This is a genomic window from Shinella sp. NM-101 (assembly GCF_021401195.1).
GTDB lineage: Bacteria > Pseudomonadota > Alphaproteobacteria > Rhizobiales > Rhizobiaceae > Shinella.
Map to the genome: position 1 here is coordinate 117407 of NZ_JACBFT010000008.1, position 25367 is coordinate 142773.

The window sequence follows — 25367 nt, forward strand, 5'->3', positions numbered from 1 at the left end:
GCGCATGAAGCAGATCCGGGTCACCAGCATGGCCGACAACGGCCCGCCGCCCTCTGCGGCCGGCACGCTTTATCGCGGAAAGGTGATGCATCAGAGGCTCCATCCTTTCGGCCATCGTTTTAGCTATAGCGTCTTTTCCCTCCTGGTGGATGTCGACCAGCTCGTCGCTCTTGCCGGGCTGACCCGTATGCTTGCCGTGAACCGCGCGGGAATCCTGTCGTTCCACAAGCGAGATCACGTCGAAGAGGACGGCGAGACGCTGCGACAGTTCGCCGACCGTCTGCTGGCGCGCTCCGGTCTCGAAAAGCCGGCGGCGCGTATCCTGCTGCTCGCCTACCCGCGCATGTTCGGTTATGTCTTCAACCCGCTCTCGACCTATTTCGCCTATGACGATGAAGACCGGCTGGTTGCCATCATCTATGCGGTTAGGAATACCTTCGGTGAGCGGCACAGCTATGTTGCGCCGGTCCGTGAGGGCGACATGAGCGACGCCGGCATTCGGCAGACGCGGACGAAGGTCTTTCATGTTTCCCCATTCATGGACATGGGGCTGCGCTACCACTTCCACATCCTCCCGCCCGGCAGGACTGTCCGGCTGCGAATTCATGAGACCGCAGGAAAAGAGCCGGTCTTGGCCGCCACGTTCAATGGGGACGCGGCGGCGCTGACGGACGGCATGCTGGCGCGCTGCCTGATTCGGTTCCCCTTCATGACGATGAAGGTGATGGCCGGCATCCATTGGGAAGCCTTCAAGCTTTGGCTGAAAGGCGCACGCTTCCGCACCAGCCCCCCACCGCCGGAGAAGGCAAGTTACACAGACACCGCGTGAGCCGGCTTTAAACGCACGGCGTCACAGGCATTGCCGCCGTCTGCCCTTCAGCCTCTTGGAATTTCAGGAAGACATCGTGGTCGCGTTAGCAAGAATTTTCAGACGTGGTCTGAACAGGAACAGGGCGAGGATGGGATTTCTCGCGCGTGGAATGGGCGCCATTGTCGCCTCGATCGATATCGGGAAAATCACGGTCGTCCTGCCCTCCGGCGAACGGGTTGAGCATATCGGCACACGTCCGGGGCCGTCGGTGGCAATCAGTATCCACAAATGGCGGGCCATCCGGCGGCTCGCGACAGGCGGTGATCTCGGCTTTGCTGAAGCCTATATCGACGGCGACTGGTCGACCCCGAATCTGGAAGCCTGCCTGGAACTGGCCGCACGCAACCTCGACCTCCTCGATGGGAGAATTTCAGGACACTTAGCGGCCAGGCTGCTGCATCGGTTTCGCCATGCGTTGCGCGCGAACAACAAGGCCGGTAGCCGGAAGAACATCGCCTACCACTACGACCTCGGCAATGCCTTCTACAGGGAGTGGCTCGACACGAGCATGACCTATTCCTCCGCGCTCTACACGGAACCGACCCTCAGCCTGGAGGAGGCCCAACGGGCAAAGATAGAGCGGGTCAAACAGCTCCTGTCGATCGCGGGTGGCGAGCGAGTTCTGGAGATCGGTTGCGGTTGGGGAGCACTCGCCGCAAGTCTCGGCCATGCGGGCGCCATGGTGGATGGCGTCACGCTATCCGCCGCGCAACTGGACTATGCGGCGCAGTGCATCCACGCCAACGGCCTGCAGGAAGCGGTCCGTCTGCAGTTGAAGGACTACAGGGATATCACGGGAACCTATGATCGGATCGTTTCCATCGAGATGCTGGAAGCGGTTGGCGAGGCCTATTGGCCGCTGTTTTTCAGTGCGCTGCAGCAAAGGCTTCGCGCGGGCGGACACGCCGTCCTTCAGGTCATCACGATCGACGAGAGCCGTTTTGCCGCATATCGAGGCGCGGCGGATTTCATTCAGCGGCATGTCTTCCCCGGCGGCATGCTTCCGACCAAGGGTATAATTCAGGAGCAGGCTGCGCGCGCGGGACTTCAGTTGGTGCAATGCGAATATTTCGGCCCGGATTATGCGCGCACGCTCCTCGAATGGCGGAAGCGATTCCGCGCCGCGTGGCCCAGGATCAGCGCATTGGGCTACTCCGAACAGTTCCACCGTTTGTGGGACTATTATCTTTGTTACTGCGCGGCCGGCTTCCAGGCCGGAACCATAGATGTCGGCCTCTATGTACTGGAACGGCCCGCTGACCCGGCCGGCGCGAGGCAGGAAGCCCGCCGTCCGATCCCACGCTTCCATGCAAGTGACGTCGAAAAAGAAAGCGAATAGTTTCTGCAGAAATCGAACACAGCCATCCGCCCGCCAAGTGGTCCGCCCCATCGGGCGATCCAGTTTGAAGGGCCAAATCGGTTTCCCGCTGCCACCCCCGGCGATGAAGGCTGCGCCACCGCCGCCAGTCAACACGTTGCCGGCCGTGCTGCCGATCAAGGTGTCTCCATAGGCGCCGCCAATCACGTTCTCGATGTTATAGAGTGTATCGCCTTCTGCCTCGGCTCCGGCTCCATAGTGGCCGCTGAGACTGATTGTCGCTTTGCCCGTCGAATCGGAATAATCAGCGATATCCGTTCCTGAACTTCCTTCCAGACAGTCGGCGCCGGAGCCGCCCGAAAGCCAGCCGTTTCCAAGCCCCTTGACGAGATGCGCATCCGAGCAAGACCCGTCCATCATCTCGGCGAAACGGTCGCCTGGTCGAGGCGCTTTCGGCCGTGTTGACGAATTCACGACGAACGGGAAACGCGGCCATAAGATTTTATAATTTCATGCCGGCAGGGACACATAAGTTTGAGCAAGGCGTCGATAGTGAAGAGCGCTCTCAAGAAGACTTTGAACTGCATGTTCGTCTAGATCGCGGATGAGGCGCGCTGGGCTTCCAACCCAGAGCGTTCGGGGCGGCATTTGCTTCCCTACGGCAACAAGCGATCCCGCGCCGACGATCGCGGACGCGCCAACAGTGGCGCCGTCGAGGATGATAGCGCCCATTCCTATCAAAGCACCATCTTCGATCCTGCATCCGTGCACTATCGCACGGTGTCCAACAGTCACATTATCGCCAACGACTGTTTTTCTGCCCTCATCGCCGTGGATGATGACCCCGTCCTGGACGTTGGAGCTCTTGCCGATGCGAATGGGGCAGACATCGCCACGCAGCACCGCGCCATACCAGACACTGGAGCCCTCCGCGATTTCCACGTCGCCTACGATCACGGCATTGTCCGCCACAAAAACCGACGGGTGTATCTTCGGCGTGCGCCCTGCAAATGCTCGACATGCGCCAGGGTTATTGCTCGCAACCATCACAACTCCTTTTGATCAGCTGGTCTTGGCCGCCGATATGTCATCGGCATACACGGAGGCGACGACACGGAGCGCCTCCAGCCCCTCTCGGGCGCCGACGGTTGGCTCCCGATCCCCGGATATGGAGTCCATGCAGTCTTCAAGCTGTGATGCGAAGTGCCCAAAAGCAGCCCTGCCTTCGAGCTCGATGCGCCGCTGCCCGTCTCGGTCCTTGAGATAGAGGGCATTCGCATAGTGAAAGACCCGCATGGATCCTTCCGTGCCATAGATCGATATCGAGCCTGGTTCGGCTTCCCACTCTCCCGACTGCGAGAGCGTGCCATCGACAAGCCATCCCTGTCCGCCGCTGAACAGGCCCTCGTTCGGCAATGTGGTGGAGAACGTGGCGCCGTTATAGAGCAGCTGCCCGATCGCGCCGTTCGGAAACGACATGATCATGTATTCCGTCTGCGCCGCCGCTCCGGCTATTTGTCCGGAACCGACAACACGCTGCGGCGGCGCGCCGGCCAGCCAGGAAAACACGTCGATCAGGTGGACGCCGTGATCGACGAGGCCCATCCCGTGGCCGCCGAGCCCGCCCACGGGATAGTGGACAGGCCCGAGTTCCTTGTAGGCAGCCGCCCCACCGCCTCCGACGATTTGCTCGCTCATCAATATCAGGCGGCCGATCGCACCGGCGCGGATCAGTTCAAAGGCCGTTCGAACTGCGGGCAGGTAGCGATAGCAGGAGCCGTAGAAGAGCTTCACGCCGGCAAGCCGGCATGCATCCGCCATCGCATGCCCATCAGCGAGCGAAAGCGCGAGCGGTTTCTCGCAGAGCACATGAATCCCGGCCTGCGCGGCCGCCTCGACGATCTCGCGATGCGTGGACGCCGGCGTAAGGACAAGTGCGAGGTCAAGACCTCCGTCCGAAAGCAAAGCACGATAGTCGGTATAGGCGTTCGCCGACAGGCGAAGCGCCGTCGATCGGGCGACGTCTTCCCGCAAGTCGCATACGGATACCACACGAACATGCTGCAGCGCGCGATATGCGCTGAGATGCGCGTCCGCCACGCCCCCCAGGCCAATGACCCCGATGCGAAAATTCTGTCCCATGGCGGTCATCCCTTGCGTAGTCCGAGCATCGCACGCGCTTCGTCTGGCGTTGCGACCTCGAGGCCCAGGCACTCGATGATCGTCCGGGCTCGCGCAACCAGCTCGCCATTGGTTGCGAAGACCCCACGCGAGAGATAAAGGTTGTCTTCAAGCCCTACACGCACATTGCCGCCGAGCAGCGCCGCCTGCGCCACCATCGGCATCTGCATGCGCGCTATTCCGAACGCCGCCCACAGCGCCTTCGGCGGGAGCAGGCCGCGCATATAGATCAGCGTCTCCGCCGTCGACGGCAGGCCCCACTTCGTTCCCGTCACGATCTGGTACATGGGAGGCTCATCGAACAAGCCTTCAGCAAGCATCTGGTTTGCCAGGAGGATATCGCCAGGTGCGAAAACCTCGATCTCGGGCTTCACGCCGAGCTGCTGGAATGCCTTCGCCATTTTCCGCAACGTGGACTGGCTGTTGAGGTAGATGTACTCCTTGTCCCCGTCCATCTGGTTTTGCGTGCTCACGTCGATCGAGCACATCTCGGGGCGAATCATCGCGATATGGCGCACCCGCTCTTCGGCGGAAGCCACGTCGGAACCCGGCCCTGCCCGGCTTTCATCTTGCGGATCCGGGCAGTAAAGGCCGCCGCCGCCGCATGTGACGTTCATGACGGCTTTGACACCGTTGTCACGCACGCGCGTGGCCATGTCCAGGAAGAGGTCCGGATCCCTGCTGCCCTCTCCCGTGACGGGGTTGCGGATATGGAGATGAACCGCGGACGCGCCAGCCTGCTCGGCCTCCAGCGCAGCGTCGGCGATCTGCTGCGGGGTAATGGGGAAGCGCGCGTGGGCGGGATTGAACTTGTTCTCACCCACGACAGCACAGGTAAGAATGACCTTCCTTGACATTGGCTGCAGCCTTTCCAGTGATTCACGTCAAAACAGGAGTGCTAATTTTGCGATCGCAGATATCTCGCATGTGGACAGAGGCCTGTCAATCTGCCATCTCACAATTAACGCATGGGGGCTGACATGAAGGAGCATGGGATGACGGCCAAACGCACTCGCCAATCGGGAGCCGGACGACGAAAGGCCACCCCTCCTCCCTTGCCGACGATCGCCGCGATCGACGGGATCTCCATCGAGCGGCAGGTCTACCAGGCTCTGCGCGTGGCGTTGATGGGGGGATCAGTGCGCCCGGGCGAGGGCTTGACCTCTCGCTCGCTTTCCGAAGCGCTTGGCGTCAGCCCGACACCTGTGCGCGAGGCGCTGAAGCGTCTCGACGCCGACGGCGCTCTTGTCAGCCGGAGCAAAAGCGCGTTTTTCGTCTATGATCCCGATCGGGTCGATTTCACCGAGATTTTTGAAATCCGCCTGATGCTCGAATCCCATGCGATCCGACGCGCCTCGTTGCAGGCGACGCCCGAACAGCTTGCACCAGCGGTGGCCGTCAATGACGAGTATCAGAAGATCCTGCTCTCCGACGAACCGTCCAGCCCGCACTCGCTACAGGTCAACTTCCGCTTTCATTTCGAACTGTACAAGCTTTCCGGCTCGGCGAAACTGGTGGAAATGATCGAGACGCTTTGGCTGCGCGTCGGCCCCACATTGCAGCGCTACATGCCGCCGCCTGAGGATCGCAGCATATCGGTCTTCCACAACCAAATGCTCGATGCGGTGGCCAGGCGCGACCCGGACATGGCCGAAGACGCATTGCGCAAGGACCTGACGACCGCCTACGAGGCCATCATCCCGCTTCTCCGTGACAGGGCCCCCGCCCGCTGATTTACGGCGGACGAGGCACTGCCTTGCAATCTAGGCCGTCCGCAAGCGCGCACCGCGCATTCTCAGATAGCCCGCAAGCAGGATCAGAAGCACGGCCAGCAGGACGATCATGGTCGCCGCGACAGCCACGACGGGCGTGATACTCTCGCGCAGTCCTGAAAACAGAAAACGCGGCAGAGTCCTGTGTTCGGGACTGCCCAGGAAGAGCGACAGGATCGATTCATCGAAGGAGGTCGCGAAGGCCAGCAGTGCGCCGCTTGCCACGCCCGGAGCGATCAACGGCAAGGTTACGTGGAAAAACGCCTGCAGGGGCGTCGCTCCAAGATTGAGCGCGGCACGCGTCAGGTTGGCATTGTACCCTCTGAGGGTAGCCAGGACGATCAGGATGACAAGCGGCATCGAAATCACGGTGTGCCCAAGGACAAGCGCCCAGATACTGCTCGCCAACCCCACGCGCGAGGCGAGAAAGAACAATGCAATCGCGAGTATCACGACGGGCACGATTAGCGGTGCGACGAGAAGGGCCAGCAGCGCCTTTCCGATCCAGCTTTTCGAGCGCCAGAAGCCGACCGCGGCGAGTGTGCCAAGCACCGTCGCCATCACCATGGTCGCCGACGCCACCAGCAGGCTGCTCCTGAGTGCATCCAGCCAGACAGGACTGCTCAGAAACTCCCGGTACCACCGCATCGACAGGCCTGGCAGCGGGTAGATGAAGAAGTCGCCACTGCTGAAGGAGAGCGGGATGACCAGCAGGATCGGCATCAGCAAGAAGACGATTAAAAGCAGCAGCACCGAGTTCAGTGCCACATTGCTCGCAAGTCCACGAATCCTGCGTTTTCTCACTGCACACTCCTTGTACGTCCGATCAAGAAGTAGACGGCGGCGAAAAGAGCCGATGTTACGAGCAGAAGCCATGCCCCCAGCGCAGCGGCCAGACCCCAGTTGACGCTCATGTTGGTAAAGAAGGCGATGAAATAGCTTACCATCTGATGCTCGGGCCCTCCAAGCAATTCCGGAGTTATAAAGAAGCCGAGTGCCGCAGTCGCGACCAGAACCACCCCGACGCTGACGCCCGGAAAGGTCTGGGGAACGTAGACTGACCAGAACGCCTGCATCGGCGACGCCCCCAGCGAGCGCGCAGCCCGCACGTAGGAAGGCGGGATGGCGCGCATCACGCTGGCGATAGGCAGGATCATCATCGGCAACAGGAGGTGCACCATCGCAATGATGACCGCAAACCAGGTCCGTATCAGCTGGATCGGCTGGTCCGTCAGGCCGACGCCCATCAGAGCGGCATTCAACACGCCGTTCCTCTGCAGGATGATGATCCAGGCGAGCGTCCTCACGAGCAAGGACGTCCAGAGCGAGACCAGCACGACCAGCAGGACGACACGGCCCAGAACATTGGAAAGCCTTACCAGCGCGAATGCAGATGCATATCCGAGGACAAGGCAGATGCCCGCCACGGCGACACTTGCAACAAGCGTTCTCGCAAAGACGCGCTGATAGACCGCCCTGTTGGCCTCGACCATGCCAATGGAACTGTCGGCTTTTCGTTCGAGGTCGACGGCAGCCAACACGAACAGCGGCGTCCATCGCGATGATTCCCGCCGCAGCAGAAACCAGATCTCCTTGTCCGCCCAGCGCTCGTCCAACCCGATCAGTTTTGCGCGCGCGTCCGCACCGGCCGCCTCCTGCAGGCTGGAAGCCGTTTTCTGTATCAAGGAACGGTAGCCGGGACGATGATAGTTCAGGGTCCTTGCAAGGATCGCCAGTGCGGGCGTGCCGCGCAGGGCCGAGATGTCGTTGGCAAGTGCCTGCACGACGCCATCGGGCGGAAATTCATCGTTCTGCCACCCCGGCATCGCCGCCACCGTACGCGGCAGATTGTCGACGATGTCGGAATTATCGACCGCCCGATAGCCGAAGAACAGGAGCGGCAAAACGAACGCACTCGCAAGAAGAAGAAGTGCGGGCGCGGTGAGGATGAGCGCCTTGATCTCTCGGATCCATTCGACCCGCCTCAACTGACGCTTCAAGTCCTCGCTTCTTGCAGGCTGATCCCGCAGAGTGCCTGCGGGATCCAAGTGTAACCCGCTCGTCGCGGATTGTGAGGTATTGCCTCGTTCCATCACTCACTTGCCCAAGAGTTGAAACGTTCGGTCAGCGAGTCGAGATTGTCGCGCCACACCGCGACATTCGGAGGAATACCGAATTTGACGCGCTCGGCGGTGTTCGGCATGTATGTCAGGTATTGCGGCTCCAGCAGCGTGAACGCCTTGCTGTTTGCAGAAGCGTAGTCGATGTGGCGCATGAATTCCGCCTGGTGCTCCGGCGCGGTCGCCCATGCGATGAAATTCATCGCCGCCGCCGCATTGGGAGAATCCTTGAGGATCACCCACTGATTGTTGCCGATCAGGTAGTCCGCATTCCAGACGAATTCGAGTTCCTGGCCCTGCGTCTTGTTCGCAGCGCCGATGCGGCCGTTGTAGGCGACGGCGATATCGAATTCTTCGGAGAGGAAGCCCTGAATGAGCTCGGTTCCCGAGGACCACCAGACGATATGATCCTTGATGGAGTCCAGCATCGCGAAGGCCTTGTCCTGCCCCTCCTTGGTTGCCAGCGTCGTATAGACGTCCTCTTTCGGAACGCCGGCGCCCAGCAGCGCAATCTCCAACGTGATCGTCGCGGATTTGCGCAGTCCCCGCTTTCCGGGAAACTTCCCGGTGTCGAAGAAGTCCGCCCATGTCTGCGGACCGTTGGGAAGCTTGGCCTTGTTGTAGGCAAGGCCGGTTCCCGATGTCAGGGAAACGATGCCGCAATCGTTGTACGTGTTCGGCAGAAGATCGGCGATGGGAAGACGGGATAGATCGAGCTTCTCATAAAGCCCCTCCTCGCAGCCGGTGACGGCTTCCGCATCTTCCATTTCGGCGATGTCCCACTGATACATGCCGGCCTCCACCTGTGCCCGCGCTTTCGCGATCTCTCCGTTGAACGTATCCTCGACGATCTTGGTACCGGTCTCCTTCTCGTAGGGGGCCCAGTAGGCGATACGGTTCGCATCGCTCACCACACCGCCCCAGCTGGCAATTCGCACAACGTCCGCCCACGCTGGTCCCGATGTGAGCAATGCCGCCAACATCAATGGCAAAATCGGTTTGCACGCCATTCCCATTCTCCTCAAACAACGGACATTGTTCCCCTTGCCGCTTCCGTGGCCCGTCGCACGTACGGCTTGACGCCCGCCGAGAGCGGATCGCCTTTTTTCTGTAAGCCTATGTTTTCAAGCTGCCGAAAAGAGCTAGGACCTGACCCCGTCCGAACGTTCCGGTGGCAACGCGCGCACCGCATCGCGATCGATGACGAGCGGTATTTTTTCGCCCGGTTCCAACCGGACAGGATGCGTGAAGGTGGAAATCTTCACCTGCAACGATTCACCGCTCTCGGTCACGCAGCGCAGGCGCGTCTGGTCGCCCAAGTAGAAGATCTCCTCGATCACCCCGTCGAATGCGGTACTGCCATCGCCCCCTCCGACCCTGATCGCTTCCGGACGGATGGCCAGCAGCACATCGTCCCCCGGCTGGAACGCGCGAACCGGCCTTGCATCGAGCGATTGGCCCGAGGCGAGATGCACGCAGCATGAAGAGATGCCGGACGCCTGGACTTTGGCCTGGAGAAGGTTGTTGTCGCCGATGAAACCAGCGACAAACGCGGTGTCGGGCCTTTCGTAAAGGTCACGCGGAGCGCCGAGTTGCTCTATACGCCCCTTGTGAAACAAGGCGATCCTGTCGGAGAGCGTCAGTGCCTCACCCTGATCGTGAGTGACATAGACGATGGTCAGGCCCAGATCGCTGTGCAGACGCTTCAGCTCGACCTGAAGCTGCTCGCGCAGTTGGCGGTCGAGAGCGCCCAGCGGCTCATCCATGAGAACAAGACGAGGCTCGAAGATGAGTGCCCGCGCGACGGCAACCCGCTGTCGCTGGCCACCCGAGAGCGCGGCCGGGCTCCGTTTGCCAAGGCCCGAGAGATTGACCATCTCCAGGGCTCGGTCGACCCGCAACCTGATCTGTCCGGCGTCGACACGGCGCAGCTTCAACGGATAGGCCAGGTTCTGCGCCACCGTCATGTGCGGGAAGAGCGCGTAATCCTGAAAGACCATGCCGATGTCGCGTCGATGGGGCGGCACATTCGCAAGAGAGTGCCCGGAAAGGAGGATTTCCCCTGCCGTGGGCTCTTCAAACCCGGCGAGCATCATCAAGGTGGTCGTTTTGCCCGATCCGGATGGACCGAGAAGACTGAGAAACTCCCCTTCCCGAACAGAGAGGTCGAGGCGATCGACCACCGGAACGACGCCGTCATAGGTCTTGCTGACGCCCTCGAAAGACACGAGTGTGCGATCCGTGAGCTTTCGATCGACAGAAAGAGGATGATGTACCGGATACGTCATCGCTCATACTCCGCGTTGCCGCACACGCCGATATGCTGGCCGGAAACATGACGTGCCCTGTCGGAGCAAAGGAAGATCATCATGTCGGCGATTTCCTCGGGCTGGATCTGGGTGCGCATCGAGATGAAGCTCAGGCCTTCCGCCTTCAGCTCCTGCGGATCCACGCCAAGGGCCGCCGCCTTGCGATTGAACACCGCATTGCCGCGCTCGTTGTCTATCCAACCCGGCAATATGGAATTCACTCGGATGTTGGATGGACCCAATTCGCGGGCAAGGGTTTCCGTCATGCCGAGAACGCCCACCTTGGAAACCGTGTAAGGCAAACGCATGGGCAGAGCGGTGCGAGCGCTCGTCGATGACACATTCAGTATGGTGCCGCCGCCCGCCTGCTTCAGCAGCGGAATGGCGAGCCGGACGCAGTAGAAGAAACCAGACAGATTGACCGCGATCGTTCTGTCCCAGTCCTCCGTCGTAACGTCCTCGGCGAGCGCCGTGGGGCCGGCGATCCCAACGTTGTTGATGAGAACATCCAGCCCGCCGAGCCTTGCGAGCGCATCGTCGAAAAGGCGCGCGACGTCATCCACGTTCCCGCAGTCGCAGATGCTGCCCGATATCCCGGCGTCAGGCGATACGACCGATGCCACTGCAGCGGAATTGATATCGCATATGTGCACGCGCGCTCCGGCCGACGAGAACTTTTGCGACAAAACCACACCTGCGCCTCCCGCGGCACCAGTGATCACTACTCTTTTCCCCTGAAGTTCCATGTCGACCTCTATTCTGTGATCTCAGAATAGAGGTGTGCGACCTGTTGTCAATGGGCATGTCGCAAATATTGATGCACTGACGTGAACCGCCTGCTATGCGCCCTCCTGGTCGAATGACGCCGAAAGAGCTGCATAGCGGTCCAGATCCGGGGACGTCGGTTCGCGAGCGAAGCTCTTCGTGGCTATGTCGCGGATCAGAGGCTGGCTGGCAATGTTGAGCACCCCATGCAGCAGGTGGATGCCGAGCCTGCTATGGGGGTTCATCATCCGGGGACCGATCTTCGGCACAGCTTGAGCCTCCGCAACCATCGGCCTCATCGCCGCTTCATAGGCAGCCAGCGCCGAAGATACATCATCGGCGCGCTGCAACTCGCCCGCCAGCACATAGGCGCCCACGACGGCCAGCGTCGTGCCGATGCCGGCCAGAGGCGTGGCGCACCAGGCCGCATCGCCCGTGAGTACGACATGTCCCTTCGACCAGCGTTTCATCCGGACCTGCCGCAAGACGTCAAAGTAGAAGTCGTCGGTCGCCTCCATTCCCGAAAGGACGCGGGATGCCTGCCAGCCGGCGTCGGCAAACCGATCGCGCATATAAGCTTTTTGACGATCCGGATCCCAATCCTGCTCCCCGTTCGCTGGCTGCTGTATCGTGAGATTGGCGCGCGTCGTGCCGTGCGTGTCCGGACGCAGGGAGATGCTGCGGCCCTCCGTCGCATTGTACCAGCGCCACATCTGGTCATCGTCAGCGACACGGGGAATGGTGAAATAGGCGATCATGAGGTCCATCCAGCGCGGATCGTTCTCGCCTTCGAACACAAGCTCGCGGGTATGCGACCCCACGCCCTCCGCAACGATCACCAGGTCGTAGGTTGCCGTGCGTCCGCTGGCGAACGTGACCGTGGCGCCGTCATCGGCGTCATCCACCTGCTGGATGGTATCGCCAAAGCGGAAGTCCACATGCTCGCGCGCCGCATCGTAAAGCAAGCGGGCAAGGTCGCCGCGGAGTATTTCCATTTCGGCGGTCGGTCCGTCGCCTTCCAGGTCATCGGTGACGAACTGCGCGGCGACCTCGCCGTCGCTGTCGATCCAGGCGGTTCCCTTCTCCCCGGTGCCCCGATCGAGTGCGGTCTGTTCAAGTCCCATTCGGCGGAGCACTTCACGGCCTACCCCGCGCACATCGACGTTCTGGCCACCATCGCGGAACTCGGGTGCACGCTCCACCACCGTCACCTCATAGCCGAAGCGCCCGAGCCACCAGGCTGTGGTTGTGCCCGCAATGCTGGCGCCGGAGATGAGAATACGATGGTGCATGAGCGCGGCCTCCTTTCGCTCATAAACATCATACGTGATATATTGTTCCCTACTCCCTCTCGAAATTTGCGACGAGGCGTTGCAGCAACAGCACCAGATGGGCGGCGTCTTCGGCTGAAAAGCCGTCAAGCCCCCTTTGATTGGCCTCGACCAGAGCCTCCCCTCCGATTCGTGCCGCCTCACGACCTTGATCAGTCAGGTCGACCAACGCCGCGCGCCGATCCGCCATCGAGGCCGTGCGTTTGATCAGTCCCATTGCGTCCAGCTTGTCGAGCAGCGCCGCCATTGCCGGCTGCTTGACCGCCGAGGAGCGAACGAGGTCGCGCTGGAGCATCGCCCCCTTCCACGACAGCAGCAGGAGCGGCCCCAGCAGCGCCAGCGTCAGGCCATGCGGCCGCAAGGCGACGTCCATCCCGCGGTTGAACAGACGCGCCGCATGATTGACCAGGTAACCCGGCGCGATCGCCGCTTCCGGATGGGTGTCGACCTTTTTGGGTTTGATATCCATGGGGCCGATTTTAACGCCCGAAGCTCACAACATCCAGGCCGGATCGACATCTAGGACTGCCGGCCCGAATGCCGGCGGCTCTGCCAAGCAGCTCGGTTGTGCGTTGCCATTTCAATATCCTTCGATGTCGCTGGCCGTTCTTCCGCCCTGACGGTCAGCGGATATTTGGCAAGACGGTTGATCACAAGACGCATTAATGGCGATGCGCTGTCGCACAGGGGGCGCACTTTCCTCGATGACATCGTCGCGGGTGCACAGGCCGGTAAGAGAAACAGGCGCGCATCGCACGCCTTAGCTCCAGGCCCTTCCAGAAACACGGCGCTTCTCTCGCTACCTGGCCTTCATCTTCCTCGGCCCGTAGATGTATCGGGGTGGGTATCGTCGTACCGCTCCCTGTGGGCGTAAATCGTGCCGAGGTGCGCGACGGACCATTCCGCCAGTTGCCGAACCGGCTCCGCCAGAGAGCGGCCAAGATCAGTCAAAGCGTACTCGACCTGTGGAGGAGTCCTGTCATGAACCTTGCGAGAAACCATCCCGTCACGTTCAAGGCTTTTAAGGGTGCGCGTCAGCATCTGCTGCGAGATACCGTCGATATGCCGTTTCAGTTCGTTGAAACGGCGAGGATGCTCGCGAAGGGCGACCACAACTTGAACGCTCCACTTGTCACCTACTCTGCTGAGTATTTCGCTTACGCCGCAACAGCTGCGGGCAGTTCTCGTTTCGGTGGGCATATCGATGGGACCTGCTCCTAAAAAATATCTTCTTGTCGATGCTTATACGGTTCCATATGTAGGTCGAGTCAGCGCTGTTGACCGGATTTCCTGCGGCTTTCGATCCTCGGAAACTCCATCCCACCCGGCCGACCTTCAAACTGCCAGGTCGCCTGCAATCCGGCCTCGAGCGAATGATTTTGGTCCCGTCTGAACCGGGTTGCAAACTCATAAGGCGTCAAGCCGTCGAGGCTGGGATAGGGACATGATCAAATAATTGTCTTTATTGGCTGATTCTCTGCTTTTTGAGTTTTAGAGGCAGAGGTTCATGATGAGCGATCTTTTCTGGCTTTCGGACGCGGCATGGTCAGCCATTGAGCCGCATCTGCCGAAGAACCAGCCGGGGGCTCGACGCGTCGATGATCGGCGCGTCATTTCCGGCATTCTCCATGTGTTGAAAGCAGGCTGCCGCTGGCGCGACGTTCCGATCGAATACGGCCCTGCCAAAACCATCTACAACATCTGCGGGAAAGCCACGACGATGGCTTCCTCGGGCGGTTTCAGCACCCGTGTTCTTGGGAGACTTTGGCCCCATCGGTTCGGCGGCCGTCGTGGTCCGCTCGTGCCATCCGGCCACCGTCCTCGGATTCAGCGGGCGGCAAGGAACCGAGTGTTTTCTTGCAAGGCCTGGATTTCGGCTCAAAGTCGCGGCTTCGTGCAGGCGCTGCCAAGGCACCTCCTCTGACGAACAAGGATGAACACACCCCGGACGGGGAAGGCCCCTGGTGAAGGCGCCAATCATATAGGGGGAGAGCCTTTTCGGACGGCCGCCCCCCGATCTGGCCAGCCGGCATGCCGCCGCGCCGCTCTCCAAAGGACGGCTTGTTTTCAGCCTCAGCCCTTCAGAATCCGGCCGAACAATTGGCGAAGCAGGCGGCAGAGGGGCGCGGGGTCGCGCCGACCGGCGGCGATCGCGTCGTCGACCACCCCGTGCATGCCATCGAACAGCACGATGGCGGCGGCGCGGGCATCGGGCAGCGACCAGGCTCCCGCTTGCATTCCGTCAGACAGGATCCCGGCGAGCTGATCGATCACCGCGTCCTTCTCGTCGGAACGCCGGCGGTCATGCCGGAAGTCGTGGAACACGACGTCGTGGAGCTCGAAGTTGCCGAGATAGGCCCCGACGGCGCCGGAGAGCCATGCCTCGAACCGCGCGTGATGGTCGCCGGGAGGACAAGCCTCCACCGCTGCACCGACCTGGTCGAGGAACCTCCGGGTGAACCGCTCGCGCAGCGCCAGCACCGCATCCGTCTTGGTCGCGAAGTAATGATAGAAGGTCCCCTTGCCCACGCCCGCCGCGGCGGTGATGTCGTCGACCGTCGTCGTCTCCACGCCGCGGGCGATGAAGAGCGCGGCTGCCGCGTTCATCAGCGCGTCGATGCGCACCTCGGCAGGCAGGACACGGCGCGTTCGGCCTGCGCGGGGTGCGCTGGATCTGGCGGTGGACCGGATCGACGCGGCCATGCTGTTCCTCCTTCCTCAATCGACTGACGGTCGGTATCGCATTTTCCGGCGTGAACCGCAACGCGGCAAGCGTATTGACCGACCGTCGGTCGATAGTGTAGGCATGCCCTCGTCAAGCTGAACGGTTGCATCCCATGTCTCCTTCCCGCAGAACCAGGGCCGTCGTCGCCGTCTATCTCGGCACCTTCATGGCCACGCTCGCAATCAGCATCGTCACCGTTGCTCTCCCGGCCATCCAGGCGGGCCTTCATATCGACTTTGCCGGGCTGCAATGGGTGGTCGGCTCCTATGCGCTCTGCCTGTCGGCCTGCATGCTTTCGACGGGGCCGCTCGGCGACCGCTACGGGCGCAAGCGAGCCTGGCTCGCCGGCGTCGGCCTGTTCGTGCTGGGTTCGGCGGTAAGCGCGCTCGCCACCTCGCTTGCGGTGCTGATCGTCGGTTGTGCCGTTCAGGGCATTGCCGGCGCCCTTGTCATTCCGGGCGCGCTGTCCATTCTCACCCAGGCCTTTCCGGACCCTGCCGCACGCTCCCATGTCATCGGCGGCTGGTCCTCCTTCAGCGGGGTGTCCCTGATCCTCGGGCCGATGATCGGCGGCGTGCTGGTCGATCATTTCGGCTGGCCCAGCATCTTTCTCGTCAATCTGCCTGTCGGCCTGCTGGCGCTCGGCTTGGGCCTTGCCGGGATCGACGAAAGCGCCGACCCCGATCATGCGGCGCTGGACCCGGCCGGGCAGATACTCTCCATCGCCCTCCTCGGCAGCCTCACCTATGGGCTGATCGGCGCCGGCCGGAACGGATGGGCGGCGGCGGACGTGCTGGCGGCCTTCGGGATCGCGCTTGCGAGCGCTATCCTGTTCATCGCCGTCGAGCGCCGTGTCGAGAGGCCGGTGCTGCCGGTCGACCTCTTCCGCGACAGGGGCTTCGCGCTCGTCAACCTCGCCTCCTTCGTGCTCGGCTTCTGCGGCTATTCGAGCCTGTTCCTGTTCTCGCTCTTCCTGCAGCAGGCCCAGGGGTGGTCCGCTTCCGAGGCCGGCGGACGCATGGCGCCGGTCTTCGCCGCCATGGCGATCGTCGCCGCGCAGTTCGGTCGCCTGGCGAAGCGGTACGGGCAGACGCGCCTCATGGTCGCCGGCTACCTCCTGCTCGGCATCTCCATGCTGGCGATGACGGTCTTTTCCCCGGACACGGCCTATTGGATGATCGCTCCCGCCTTCACCCTTCTCGGGATCGGCATGGGGCTCGCCGTGCCCGCAACCGGCGCGGCGGCAATGCAGGCGGCGCCGCGGCAGCGGACAGGTGCGGCCTCGGCGACGATGAACGCGCTGCGCCAGAGCGGCATGACGATCGGCATCGCGCTGCTGGGTGCGGTCATGGTGGCCGGGGCCTCGGGCGACATGGCCCTGCGCCTTGCCGCCGCCGGCATGGACGACGCGCTCGCCCTCGCGGACAGCGCCGTCCGCAGCCACGCCCTGCCCGAAGGTCTTGTCATGGATCCCGCAGCCTTCAAGGCGCTGCTCGAGGCCGGCTTCGCGCACGGTTTCGCCCTCGCGGCCGGCATCGCGGGCCTCTGCGGCGTGGCCATGGCGCTGGCACTGGCCATGATGCCGCGCACCGGGACTGTCGGCCCGGCCGCTGCCGCGCCCGACGAAAACTGAGGCGCGAGGTCGAAATATCCGAAAATGGACCGGCTCATTGGATGAGCCTCGGACGCAACCGGCGTCCGAGGCTCGAAAGTGGAGGCATCGAGTGGCTCCAGGAGGAGCAGTCGAGGCCCTTAGAACAGTGCAGCCGTGCTCTTCAGCGTCACCCAGATGCCCCAGAGCAGCGGCAGGCCCACGGCAGCCCAGGCGAGGACCGCCTTGCCGTCGAGGCTGCCCTTGCCGATGCCGAAGGAGCCGGTGGGGCCGGCATTGGCCGCCGCGGTCTTCGCCTGCAGGGAGGCGACCTCCTCGTCCGACATGAACCACTTCTCCGAAAGCGGCCGCACCAGCACATTGGCGACGAGGCCGAGCGCCAGCATGCCGGCGAGGATGTACATCGTGCCGCTGTAGAGCTCCGGTCCCGGCGCCACGCCGGCGGCGATCTGCGCCTCCCGGATATAGTTGACCACGACCGGCCCGACGATGCCGGCGGTCGCCCAGGCCGTCAGCAGGCGCCCGTGGATCGCGCCCACGAACTGCGTGCCGAAGATGTCCGCAAGATAGGCCGGGACGGTGGCGAAGCCGCCGCCATACATGGACAGGATGATGCCGAAGGACAAGACGAAGAGCGCCTTGCTGCCCATGTCGGCGAGCGTCGGCGCGGCCATGTAGAGCACGATGCCGAGGATGAAGAACGTGTAATAGGTGTTCTTGCGGCCGATCTTGTCGGAGAGCGAGGCCCAGAAGAAGCGTCCGCCGATGTTGAACAGCGAGATGAGGCCGGTGAAGCCTGCCGCAATGGCCGCGATCGCCGCCTTCTGCTCCGTGTCGAGCTGGCTGAAGGTAAGGTCCGGCTGACCGATGAGGCGTCCGCCGAAGATTTCCTGCAGCATGGGCGAGGCCATGCCGATCACGCCGATGCCGGCCGATACGTTGAGGCAGAGCACCAGCCAGATCAGCCAGAACTGCGCGGTCTTGTGCGCGTCGCGCAGATGCACATGCCGGTTGGTGATCATCGTCGACTTGGAGACCGGCGGCGTCCAGCCCTCCGGCCGCCAGCCGGCGGGCGGGATGCGGTAGCCGAAGGCGCCACCCATCATGAAGCAGAAATAAATCGCCGCCATCACGAGGAAGGTCTGCCAGACGCCGACCGACGTGTCGGTCTTGAAGACGTTCATCAAGAGGTTGGCGAGCGGGGCACCGATCATCGCGCCGCCGCCGAAGCCCATGATCGCCATGCCGGTCGCCATGCCGCGCCGGTCCGGGAACCACTTGATCAGCGTGGAGACTGGCGAGATATAGCCGAGGCCAAGGCCGATGCCGCCGATGACGCCCGCGCCGAGCCACATCAGCCACAACTGGTGCGTCATGACGCCGATCGCCGCCACGACGATACCGCCGCACCAGCAGCAGGCAGAGACGAAGCCGGCCTTGCGCGGGCCGACGCGCTCCAGCCAGCCGCCCCAGATGGCCGCCGAACAGCCGAGCAGCACGAAGAACAGCGTGTAGATCCAGCCGAGATCGGCGACGCGCCAGTTGCAGCTCGTGGTGAAGAGCGCGGACACGAGGTTGAGATCGGCGCAGGCCGGATCGGCAGCACCGGAAATGGCCCTGGAGAGCGGCAGCCAGAACACGCTGAAGCCGTAGGCCATGCCGATGCACAGATGGATGGCGAGCGCGGCCGGCGGAACGAGCCAGCGGTTGAAGCCGGGCTTGGCGATGATGCGCTCCCGGTCGAGGATGCTGCCGGAATAGCCGCCGGCATAGGTCTCGGTCGATACGGTCATGTGTCTCCTCCGCGGCGCACCCCTCTGATGCGCGGTATGGTATTTGCGGGAACGAACGCGGAACCTTCCGCATCTGCGTGCGGACGAATGCCGGCAATCCTCCCGCCGGGTCCATTGCAAGGCGCGTGCCAGGGCCTGCGGCTTTACAAATCAATAAGTTGCGAGTGACGACGGGAAGAAAAGCCGGACATTTTGTCCGGCCGACAGACAAAATGTCCGGCTATTCCGCTTCCGGCAGCCAGACCGTGAAGGTGGCGCCCTCGCCAGGGCGGCTGGCGCAGGCGATGGCCCCGCCCTGCCGCCGCACCAGCGTCTGGCTGATGGAGAGGCCGAGGCCCGTGCCGTCCTGCCGCTTGGTGGTGAAGAACGGGTCGAACACCTTCGCCGCCACGGCGGGATCCATGCCTATGCCGGTGTCGCTGACGACGATCTCGACGCCGGGCCGCCCGTCGCGGTCGCTGTCGCGCGTCGTCATGGCGAGCCTGCCGCCGTCCGGCATGGCGTGGATGGCGTTCACCACGAGGTTGACGACCACCTGCTGGAGCTCCGTGCGGTTCATCAGCACCAGCCGTCCGGCCGTGTCCGTGAGCGTCACCTCGATGGCCGCCCGGGCGAGAAGATGCTGGACGAGCGGCAGGCAATCGGCCACCGCCGCGCCCGGCGCGTGCCGGTCGACGAAGCCGGCGAATTCCTCCGGCTTGGCGAATTGCAGGAGCTTCGTCACGATCTGACTGATGCGCTGGATCTGCTCGTCGAGAAGCTGGAACTCGACCTTGGCGAGCTCCGCCCTGTCACCCACCACGGCGCGCACGACCTCCAGGTTGCCCTGCATGACGGCGATGGGATTGTTGATCTCGTGGGCGACGCCTGCCGTGATCTCGCCGATTGCCGCCAGTTTCTCCGACATGATGAGCTGCTTCGTCGTCGCCTCGAGCTGCCGGTTGGCGAGCTGCAGCTCCCGGGTGCGCTCGTCGACGCGAGCGTTCAACTCCTCGTTCCAGCGCCGCAACTGCCGGTCGCTCCGTTCGAGCTGGTCGAGGAGATCGTCGAGATGCACGGCGACGCGGCCGATCTCGTCCCGGCTGCCGACCGCGCCGGTGCGGGCGCCAAGATCGCCGCTCTCCACCTTGGCGATGGTCGCATCGACGCGCTCCAGCGGCTCGAAGATGCCACGCGCCCAGCGCAGGAAGATCGGCACGCTCGCCGCCGTGATCGCGAGGAACGCGGCGACGATGGTCAGCACCGTCTGGTGCTTGGCCGCGGTGAAGGGCGCCTCCAGGAACCCGACATAGAGCATGCCGACCCGCTTGCCGCGGCTGTCCTCGATAGGCTCGTAGGCGGAGATGTACCAGTCGTTGACCACGAAGGCGCTGTCGAGCCAGGTCTGCCCCTCGCCGAGCACGGCCGAGCGGACGGCCGCCGACACGCGCGTGCCGAGTGCCCGGCGCCCCTCGAAGAGGCGTACATTCGTGCTGATGCGCACGTCGTCGAGAAACAGCGTCGCCGTGCCCTGGCTGCCCTCCGGCAGGCTCGCCTCGCGGTAGACGAGATCGTTGATCGTATCGATGAAAACGAGGTTCTGGTTGAGCAGGATGCCGCCGACAAGCACGGCCTCGCGCCCATCTCCAAGGTTCACCGGGCTGGCGCTCTGCACGACCATGCCGCGCGTCTCCTCGGTTCGCTCGGTCGGAACGGCGTTCGGCGTCGGGACGAGCGGCACGCGCGCGCGCGCGGCAAGGTCGAGGGAGAGTGTCTGCAGGTCGGCATTGTCGAAAATGTCGATGCCCGTCGAGGGCCGGCCCGCAAGCGCATCGCGGATGACGGGCCAGTCGGTGCGAAGCGCGCCTGCGGTCTGTCCCGTGACGGACGCCATGAGCCGGCCCTCCCTGTCGATCACATAGAGGAAATCGAGCTCCAGCCGCGCCCGCGCCTCGTCGAGGAGGGCGTCGAGCGCGGCCCCGTCGCCGGCGGCCTCCCGGAAGCGTACCGAGCCGCCGAGCGCGGTGACATGCTCGCCGGTATTGTCGAGGATATGGGCAAGATACTGATGTGCGATGGTGAGGTCGCCGTTGACCTTCGAGATCAGCGCCGCATCGAACTTCGCGTTCCAGCGATAGACCGTGACGCCGAGCAGCAGCGGCAGGATGACCAGCATGGGCAGGAGCGCGATGGCCAGCAGCCGGTAGCGGACGGACCGCGCCGGGCGGATGCTATGCCCGCGGTCAGCCATCCCAGGCGGCCAGTTTCCGGTCGATGGTCTTGCGCGAAATGCCGAGCCGGCGCGCCGCCGCGTCGCGCTGCCCGTTGCAGGCGGCGAGCACGGAAAGGATATGCCGGCGCTCGACATCCGCCAGCGAGCCATCCTCGCCTTGCGCCGGTGCCACCTCGCCCGGCCCGAAGCCCTCGGGAAAATGGCCGAGGATCAGCGTGCGCTCAATGAGGTTGCGCAATTCGCGCACATTGCCCGGCCAGTCGTAGGCCGCAAGCGCCCGCCGCGCCGCCGCGTCGATGGGCACGGCCGGCATGGCGAGCTGCGCGGAAAGCTTCTTCATGAAGAGCGCGGCGAGTTCCACAGCATCGCCGTCGCGCTCCTTCAGCGGCGGCAGATGGATCCGCATCACGTTGATGCGGAAGAAGAGATCGGCGCGGAAGCGCCCGGCCTGCACCTCCTTCTCCAGTTCCGCATTGGTGGCGAAGACGAAACGCAGGTCCACCGGCACCTCGCGTTCGGAGCCCACCGGCCGGACCTTGCGATCCTCCAGTACGCGCAGCAGCTTGCTTTGCGTGGCCGGCGGCATCTCGCTGATCTCGTCGAGGAACAGCGTGCCGCCCTGCGCATGCAGGAACAGGCCCTCGCGCGCCCGCTCGGCGCCCGTAAAGGCCCCCTTCAGGTGGCCGAACAGCTCGCTTTCGATCATGTCGGGCGGGATCGCGCCGCAATTGACGGGAACGAAGGGTTTTTCCGCCCGGTCGGAGAGCGCATGCAGCGAGCGCGCCGCCACCTCCTTGCCGGTCCCGGACTGGCCGGTCAGCAGCACGGAGGTCGGCAGCGGCGCGACCCGCGCGATCGTCTCGCGCACCCCGGCGATGGCGGCCGATTCCCCGATCAGCCGGTCGCGCAGCAGGATATGGTCGGACGTCGTCTTCAGCTCGTAGCGCAGCACGTAGTTCTCGCGCTGCAGGCGGATGCGGTCGAGACAGCGCGCCACGGCATTGAGCAGTTGGTTCGAGCGGAAGGGCTTCAGGATGAAATCGACCGCGCCGGCCCGCAGCGCCTGGATCGCCGTTTCGAGGTCGGCATAGGCGGTCATCAGGATCGCATCGGAGAAGAAGCCGATGGCGCGCTGCTCGGCCAGCCATTCCACGCCGTTCTTGCGCGGCATGATGTTGTCGAGGATGACGACGTCGAAATGGTGCTCGTCGAGCTTCCTCGACGCCTCCTGCGTATCGACCGCCAGTTCCAGCCGCTTGCAGCGCGGCCCGAGCGTGCGCATCAGGAAGTTGCGCATTCCAGGCTCGTCGTCGACGACGAGAATGGACGCCTGCGCCAGCCAGGGGCCGAATTCCGGATCGGCGGACGTGTCGCGCAATGCGCGCACGGCTTCATTCGGCACCTGCGATCCTCCCGACAGTCCAGCACCAGATGCGGTCACAATAGGAAACCGCTCACAAGAGCACAAGGCGCCCCAGGGTGTTGCAAGGGATGATGGCGCTCACGCTCCAACGCTATCTTCCGCAACGCGTTGAACCGATGCGAGCCCCCGACCGCAGGTTTGCCGTTGATAGCGGGAAGGCACCTGGTGAAAGCATCCGACCGGCACGGGCATCGGATTGGCAGCCGCGGGACAAGAAAAGCCCGTCAATACGGCGCCTCGACCTTGCCCATGGACACATAGACCGTCTTCAGCTCCGAATAGTGCTCCAGCGCGGCAAGCGAGTTCTCCCGCCCGAAGCCGGATTGCTTGGAACCGCCGAAGGGGATTTCCACGGGGCAGAGGTTGTAGGTGTTGATCCAGAGCGTGCCGGCTTCGAGCTGGTCGACGACGCGGTGCGCGCGGGTGATGTCCGACGTGAAGACGCCGCCGGAGAGGCCGAACTCCGTGGCGTTGCCGCGTTCGATCACCTCGTCCTCATGGTCGAAGTCGAGCACGCACATGACCGGTCCGAAGATCTCTTCGCGTGCGATGGTCATGCCGTCGATGACGTCGGCAAAGACGGTCGGCTGGATGTAGTAGCCGTCGCCCGACACGTCGTTCGGGATGCCGCCGCCGGTGACGAGCGTCGCGCCCTCGGCCTTGCCCTTTTCGATATAGTCGAGAACCTTGTCGCGCTGCGCCTTCGAGACCATCGGCCCGAGCTGCGTCGCCTCGTCCATCGGATCGCCGATGACGATCTTCTCCGTCCGCTCCTTGAGGCGCGACAGGAACTTCTCCTTGATGCCCTTCTGCACGAAGACGCGCGTGCCGTTGGAGCAGACCTGCCCCGTGGAATAGAAGTTGCCGAGCATCGCCCCGCCGATGGCGCTTTCGAGGTCGGCGTCGTCGAAGACGATGAGAGGCGACTTGCCGCCGAGTTCCATGGTGACGTGCTTGAGGTCGGCGGCCGCCGCGCCCGCCACCTTTTTACCGGTCGGCACCGAGCCGGTCAGCGAGACCTTGGCGACATCGGGGTGGTTGACGAGCAGCGGCCCGGTCGCGCGATCCCCTTGGATGACGTTGTAGAGCCCCTTCGGCAGCCCGGCCTCGATGAGGATTTCCGCAATCTTCAGCGCGCCGAGCGGCGTGTTCTCCGAGGGCTTGAACACCATGGCATTGCCGCAGGCGAGCGCCGGCGCGCCCTTCCAGCAGGCGATCTGCTGTGGATAGTTCCACGCGCCGATGCCCACGCACACGCCGAGCGGCACGCGCTTGGTGAAGGCGAAGTCCTGCCCGAGCGGGATGTAATCGCCGTTGAGCCCCGCCGCCGCGATGCCGCCAAAGAATTCGAAGGCATCCGCCCCCGAGGTCGGGTCGGCGACGATGGTCTCCTGGATCGGCTTGCCGGTATCGAGCGTCTCCAGCTCGGAGAGCTCCCGGTTCCGCTCGCGCATGATCTCGGCGGCGCGTTTCAGGATGCGGCCGCGCGCCGTCGGGCTCATCGCGGCCCATTCCTTCTGCGCGCGTTTCGCCGAGGCGACGGCCTTTTCCACGATGGCGGGCGTCGCCGCATGCAGCTTCGCGATCACCTCGCCGGTGGCGGGATAAACGCTCTCGAAGGGCGTGCCGGCAACGTCTTCCACATAGTCGCCATCGATGAAGTGCGAGGCTTTCGGTTGGGCTCTCATGTCATTCTCCCCGCGGATAGCGTCTGGTCTGTTCAAGGCCGTCGATCATGAAGGTTTCGAGCCCGGGTCCATCAAGGTCGAGGCATCCGAGCTGCCGCATCAGGCCTGCAAGCTCGTCGTTGAAGATCTCCAACGCCCGGTCGACGCCGCCCTGGCCGAGGGCCGCGGCGCCATAGAGGAAGGGCCGGCCGGAAAAGACATAGTCCACGCCGAGGCACAGGAGCGCGAGGATGTCCGATCCCCGGCGCACGCCACCGTCGAACATCACCGGAAAATCCGCCCCCACGGCCTCGCGGATCGCCGGCAGGCAATCGATGGAGCGCACCGCGCGATCGAATTGCCGCCCGCCGTGATTGGAGACGATGATCGCGTCCACGCCCACCTCCCGCGCAAGGCGCGCATCGTCGGGATGCATGATGCCCTTGACGACGAGCGCGCCCGGCCAGAGCTGGCGGAACCGCCTGAGATGATCCCAGGTCTGCGGCGCATAACCATGCTCAATGGAGAATTTTGCCACATCGAGCCCCGAGGCCCCCTTGGGGAGATAGGGAGCCCAGTTTTCCATGACGGGCAGGCCGCCGGTGCGAAGGTAGCGCAGCGTCCAGGCCGGATGAAGCAAGCCGTCGAGAACGGTCCGCGCGGAAAATTTCGGCGGGATGTCGATGCCGTTGCGGATGTCGCGCTCGCGCCTGGCCGCCACGGGAATGTCCACCGTGATCACCAGCGCACCGCAGCCGCAGGCCCGGGCGCGGCGGATCATGTCGGCGTTGATGGCATCGTCGGCGGTCGTATAGAGCTGGTACCAGAGGTTTCCGCCGGCGATCTCCGCGGCCGCCTCCATCGAGGCGACGCTGACGCCGGACATGATGTAGGGCACGTCATGCCGCTTCGCCGTCCGCGCGAAGAAAAGCTCCGCCTGCGGCCGGAACAACCCCGCATAGCCCATCGGCGCAATGCCCAGCGGCCCGCCGAAATCGCGGCCGAGCAGGCGCTTGGAGATCGAGCAGGCGCTCACATCGCGCAGATAGCGCGGCAGGAAGCGGAAGCGCTGGAAGGCGTCCCTGTTCTCGCGCAGGCCCAGCTCGTCGCCCGCTCCGCCGGCAATCCAGTCGTAGAGCATCTTCGGAAGGTAGCGCCTGGCCGAGCGCTCCAGGTCGCCAGTATTCACGATCTTGTCGGGCGGCAGCTTGAACATCGTCTTCCACGGGCGGGTTCGAAATCGGGAGCGTCCAGCCTTCGAGGCCTCA

The 25367-nt window shown here is 63.6% G+C and carries 21 protein-coding genes and 1 pseudogene; 5 read left to right on the plus strand and 17 right to left on the minus strand.

All coding sequences use genetic code 11. The annotated features are described in order from the left end of the window. Positions 1-4: 4 nt before the first annotated feature. Together L0976_RS16390 and L0976_RS16395 are read left to right on the plus strand one after the other, a co-directional pair. Complete coding sequence (locus L0976_RS16390; protein ID WP_234188340.1) at positions 5-829, plus strand: DUF1365 domain-containing protein; 825 nt, start codon at positions 5-7, stop codon at positions 827-829. Positions 830-959: 130 nt separating this feature from the next. Then, on the plus strand, positions 960-2210 hold the full coding sequence (locus tag L0976_RS16395; RefSeq protein ID WP_234188341.1) for a cyclopropane-fatty-acyl-phospholipid synthase family protein: 1251 nt from the start codon (positions 960-962) through the stop codon (positions 2208-2210). A 489-nt stretch (positions 2211-2699) separates the two neighbouring features. On the opposite strand, the gene L0976_RS16400 is transcribed toward L0976_RS16395, so the two are convergent. Genes L0976_RS16400 through L0976_RS16410 form a run of 3 tightly spaced genes read right to left on the minus strand, consistent with a single transcriptional unit; the run spans position 2700 to position 5227 of the window. Further along, positions 2700-3236 carry a gamma carbonic anhydrase family protein gene (locus tag L0976_RS16400; protein ID WP_234188342.1) on the minus strand — a complete coding sequence of 179 codons (537 nt, stop codon included), beginning with the start codon at positions 3234-3236 and terminating at the stop codon, positions 2700-2702. Between the two features lie 15 nt (positions 3237-3251). Then, the gene (locus L0976_RS16405) at positions 3252-4331 is read right to left on the minus strand and encodes a Gfo/Idh/MocA family protein (protein WP_234188343.1); all 1080 of its coding nucleotides are present in this window, start codon (positions 4329-4331) and stop codon (positions 3252-3254) included. Between the two features lie 5 nt (positions 4332-4336). After that, positions 4337-5227 (minus strand): 3-keto-5-aminohexanoate cleavage protein, encoded by an 891-nt coding sequence (locus tag L0976_RS16410; RefSeq protein ID WP_234188344.1) that lies wholly within the window; start codon positions 5225-5227, stop codon positions 4337-4339. Positions 5228-5365: 138 nt separating this feature from the next. Here L0976_RS16410 and L0976_RS16415 point away from each other — a divergent pair, with 138 nt between their 5' ends. Beyond that, entirely contained in the window at positions 5366-6103 is a 738-nt protein-coding gene (locus L0976_RS16415) for a GntR family transcriptional regulator (RefSeq protein ID WP_203316399.1), read from the plus strand. Between the two features lie 30 nt (positions 6104-6133). On the opposite strand, the gene L0976_RS16420 is transcribed toward L0976_RS16415, so the two are convergent. The 8 genes from L0976_RS16420 to L0976_RS16455 all read right to left on the minus strand — a co-directional run bounded on the left by L0976_RS16420 (position 6134) and on the right by L0976_RS16455 (position 13867). After that, the gene (locus L0976_RS16420) at positions 6134-6946 is read right to left on the minus strand and encodes an ABC transporter permease (protein WP_233290630.1); all 813 of its coding nucleotides are present in this window, start codon (positions 6944-6946) and stop codon (positions 6134-6136) included. Continuing rightward, complete coding sequence (locus L0976_RS16425) at positions 6943-8142, minus strand: ABC transporter permease (RefSeq protein ID WP_234188345.1); 1200 nt, start codon at positions 8140-8142, stop codon at positions 6943-6945. The genes L0976_RS16420 and L0976_RS16425 overlap by 4 nt, the downstream gene beginning before the upstream one ends. 92 nt (positions 8143-8234) lie before the next feature. Beyond that, positions 8235-9272 carry an ABC transporter substrate-binding protein gene (locus L0976_RS16430; protein WP_234188346.1) on the minus strand — a complete coding sequence of 346 codons (1038 nt, stop codon included), beginning with the start codon at positions 9270-9272 and terminating at the stop codon, positions 8235-8237. Positions 9273-9404: 132 nt separating this feature from the next. Continuing rightward, a complete protein-coding gene (locus L0976_RS16435; RefSeq protein ID WP_234188347.1) occupies positions 9405-10550 on the minus strand; it encodes an ABC transporter ATP-binding protein in 1146 nt (381 codons plus the stop codon). Next, positions 10547-11317 carry an SDR family oxidoreductase gene (locus L0976_RS16440; RefSeq protein ID WP_234188348.1) on the minus strand — a complete coding sequence of 257 codons (771 nt, stop codon included), beginning with the start codon at positions 11315-11317 and terminating at the stop codon, positions 10547-10549. The genes L0976_RS16435 and L0976_RS16440 overlap by 4 nt, the downstream gene beginning before the upstream one ends. 93 nt (positions 11318-11410) lie before the next feature. Beyond that, complete coding sequence (locus tag L0976_RS16445; RefSeq protein WP_234188349.1) at positions 11411-12628, minus strand: FAD-dependent monooxygenase; 1218 nt, start codon at positions 12626-12628, stop codon at positions 11411-11413. Between the two features lie 49 nt (positions 12629-12677). Next, positions 12678-13136, minus strand: coding sequence for a MarR family winged helix-turn-helix transcriptional regulator (locus L0976_RS16450; protein ID WP_234188350.1), 459 nt, complete (start codon positions 13134-13136; stop codon positions 12678-12680). 341 nt (positions 13137-13477) lie between these two features. Then, positions 13478-13867 (minus strand): helix-turn-helix domain-containing protein, encoded by a 390-nt coding sequence (locus tag L0976_RS16455; protein WP_234188351.1) that lies wholly within the window; start codon positions 13865-13867, stop codon positions 13478-13480. A gap of 310 nt (positions 13868-14177) precedes the next feature. Between L0976_RS16455 and L0976_RS16460 the strand changes: the two are divergent. Beyond that, positions 14178-14366 (plus strand): annotated as a pseudogene (locus L0976_RS16460) (transposase); the annotation flags it as partial. Between the two features lie 374 nt (positions 14367-14740). Here L0976_RS16460 and L0976_RS16465 read toward each other — a convergent pair. Next, the gene (locus L0976_RS16465) at positions 14741-15370 is read right to left on the minus strand and encodes a TetR/AcrR family transcriptional regulator (RefSeq protein ID WP_234188352.1); all 630 of its coding nucleotides are present in this window, start codon (positions 15368-15370) and stop codon (positions 14741-14743) included. 134 nt (positions 15371-15504) lie between these two features. Between L0976_RS16465 and L0976_RS16470 the strand changes: the two genes are divergently transcribed. Then, on the plus strand, positions 15505-17025 hold the full coding sequence (locus L0976_RS16470; protein WP_234188353.1) for an MFS transporter: 1521 nt from the start codon (positions 15505-15507) through the stop codon (positions 17023-17025). A 119-nt stretch (positions 17026-17144) separates the two neighbouring features. On the opposite strand, the gene L0976_RS16475 is transcribed toward L0976_RS16470, so the two are convergent. The 5 genes from L0976_RS16475 to L0976_RS16495 form a co-directional block, all read right to left on the minus strand. Next, positions 17145-18797, minus strand: a complete 1653-nt coding sequence (locus tag L0976_RS16475) for an OFA family MFS transporter (protein ID WP_234188354.1) — start codon at positions 18795-18797, stop codon at positions 17145-17147. A gap of 220 nt (positions 18798-19017) precedes the next feature. Further along, entirely contained in the window at positions 19018-21027 is a 2010-nt protein-coding gene (locus L0976_RS16480; protein WP_234188355.1) for a cache domain-containing protein, read from the minus strand. Beyond that, positions 21020-22411, minus strand: a complete 1392-nt coding sequence (locus L0976_RS16485; protein ID WP_234188356.1) for a sigma-54 dependent transcriptional regulator — start codon at positions 22409-22411, stop codon at positions 21020-21022. The genes L0976_RS16480 and L0976_RS16485 overlap by 8 nt, the downstream gene beginning before the upstream one ends. A gap of 245 nt (positions 22412-22656) precedes the next feature. Next, on the minus strand, positions 22657-24120 hold the full coding sequence (gene betB / locus L0976_RS16490) for a betaine-aldehyde dehydrogenase (protein WP_234188357.1): 1464 nt from the start codon (positions 24118-24120) through the stop codon (positions 22657-22659). A 1-nt stretch (position 24121) separates the two neighbouring features. Continuing rightward, a complete protein-coding gene (locus tag L0976_RS16495) occupies positions 24122-25315 on the minus strand; it encodes an alpha-hydroxy acid oxidase (RefSeq protein WP_234188358.1) in 1194 nt (397 codons plus the stop codon). Positions 25316-25367: the final 52 nt, after the last annotated feature.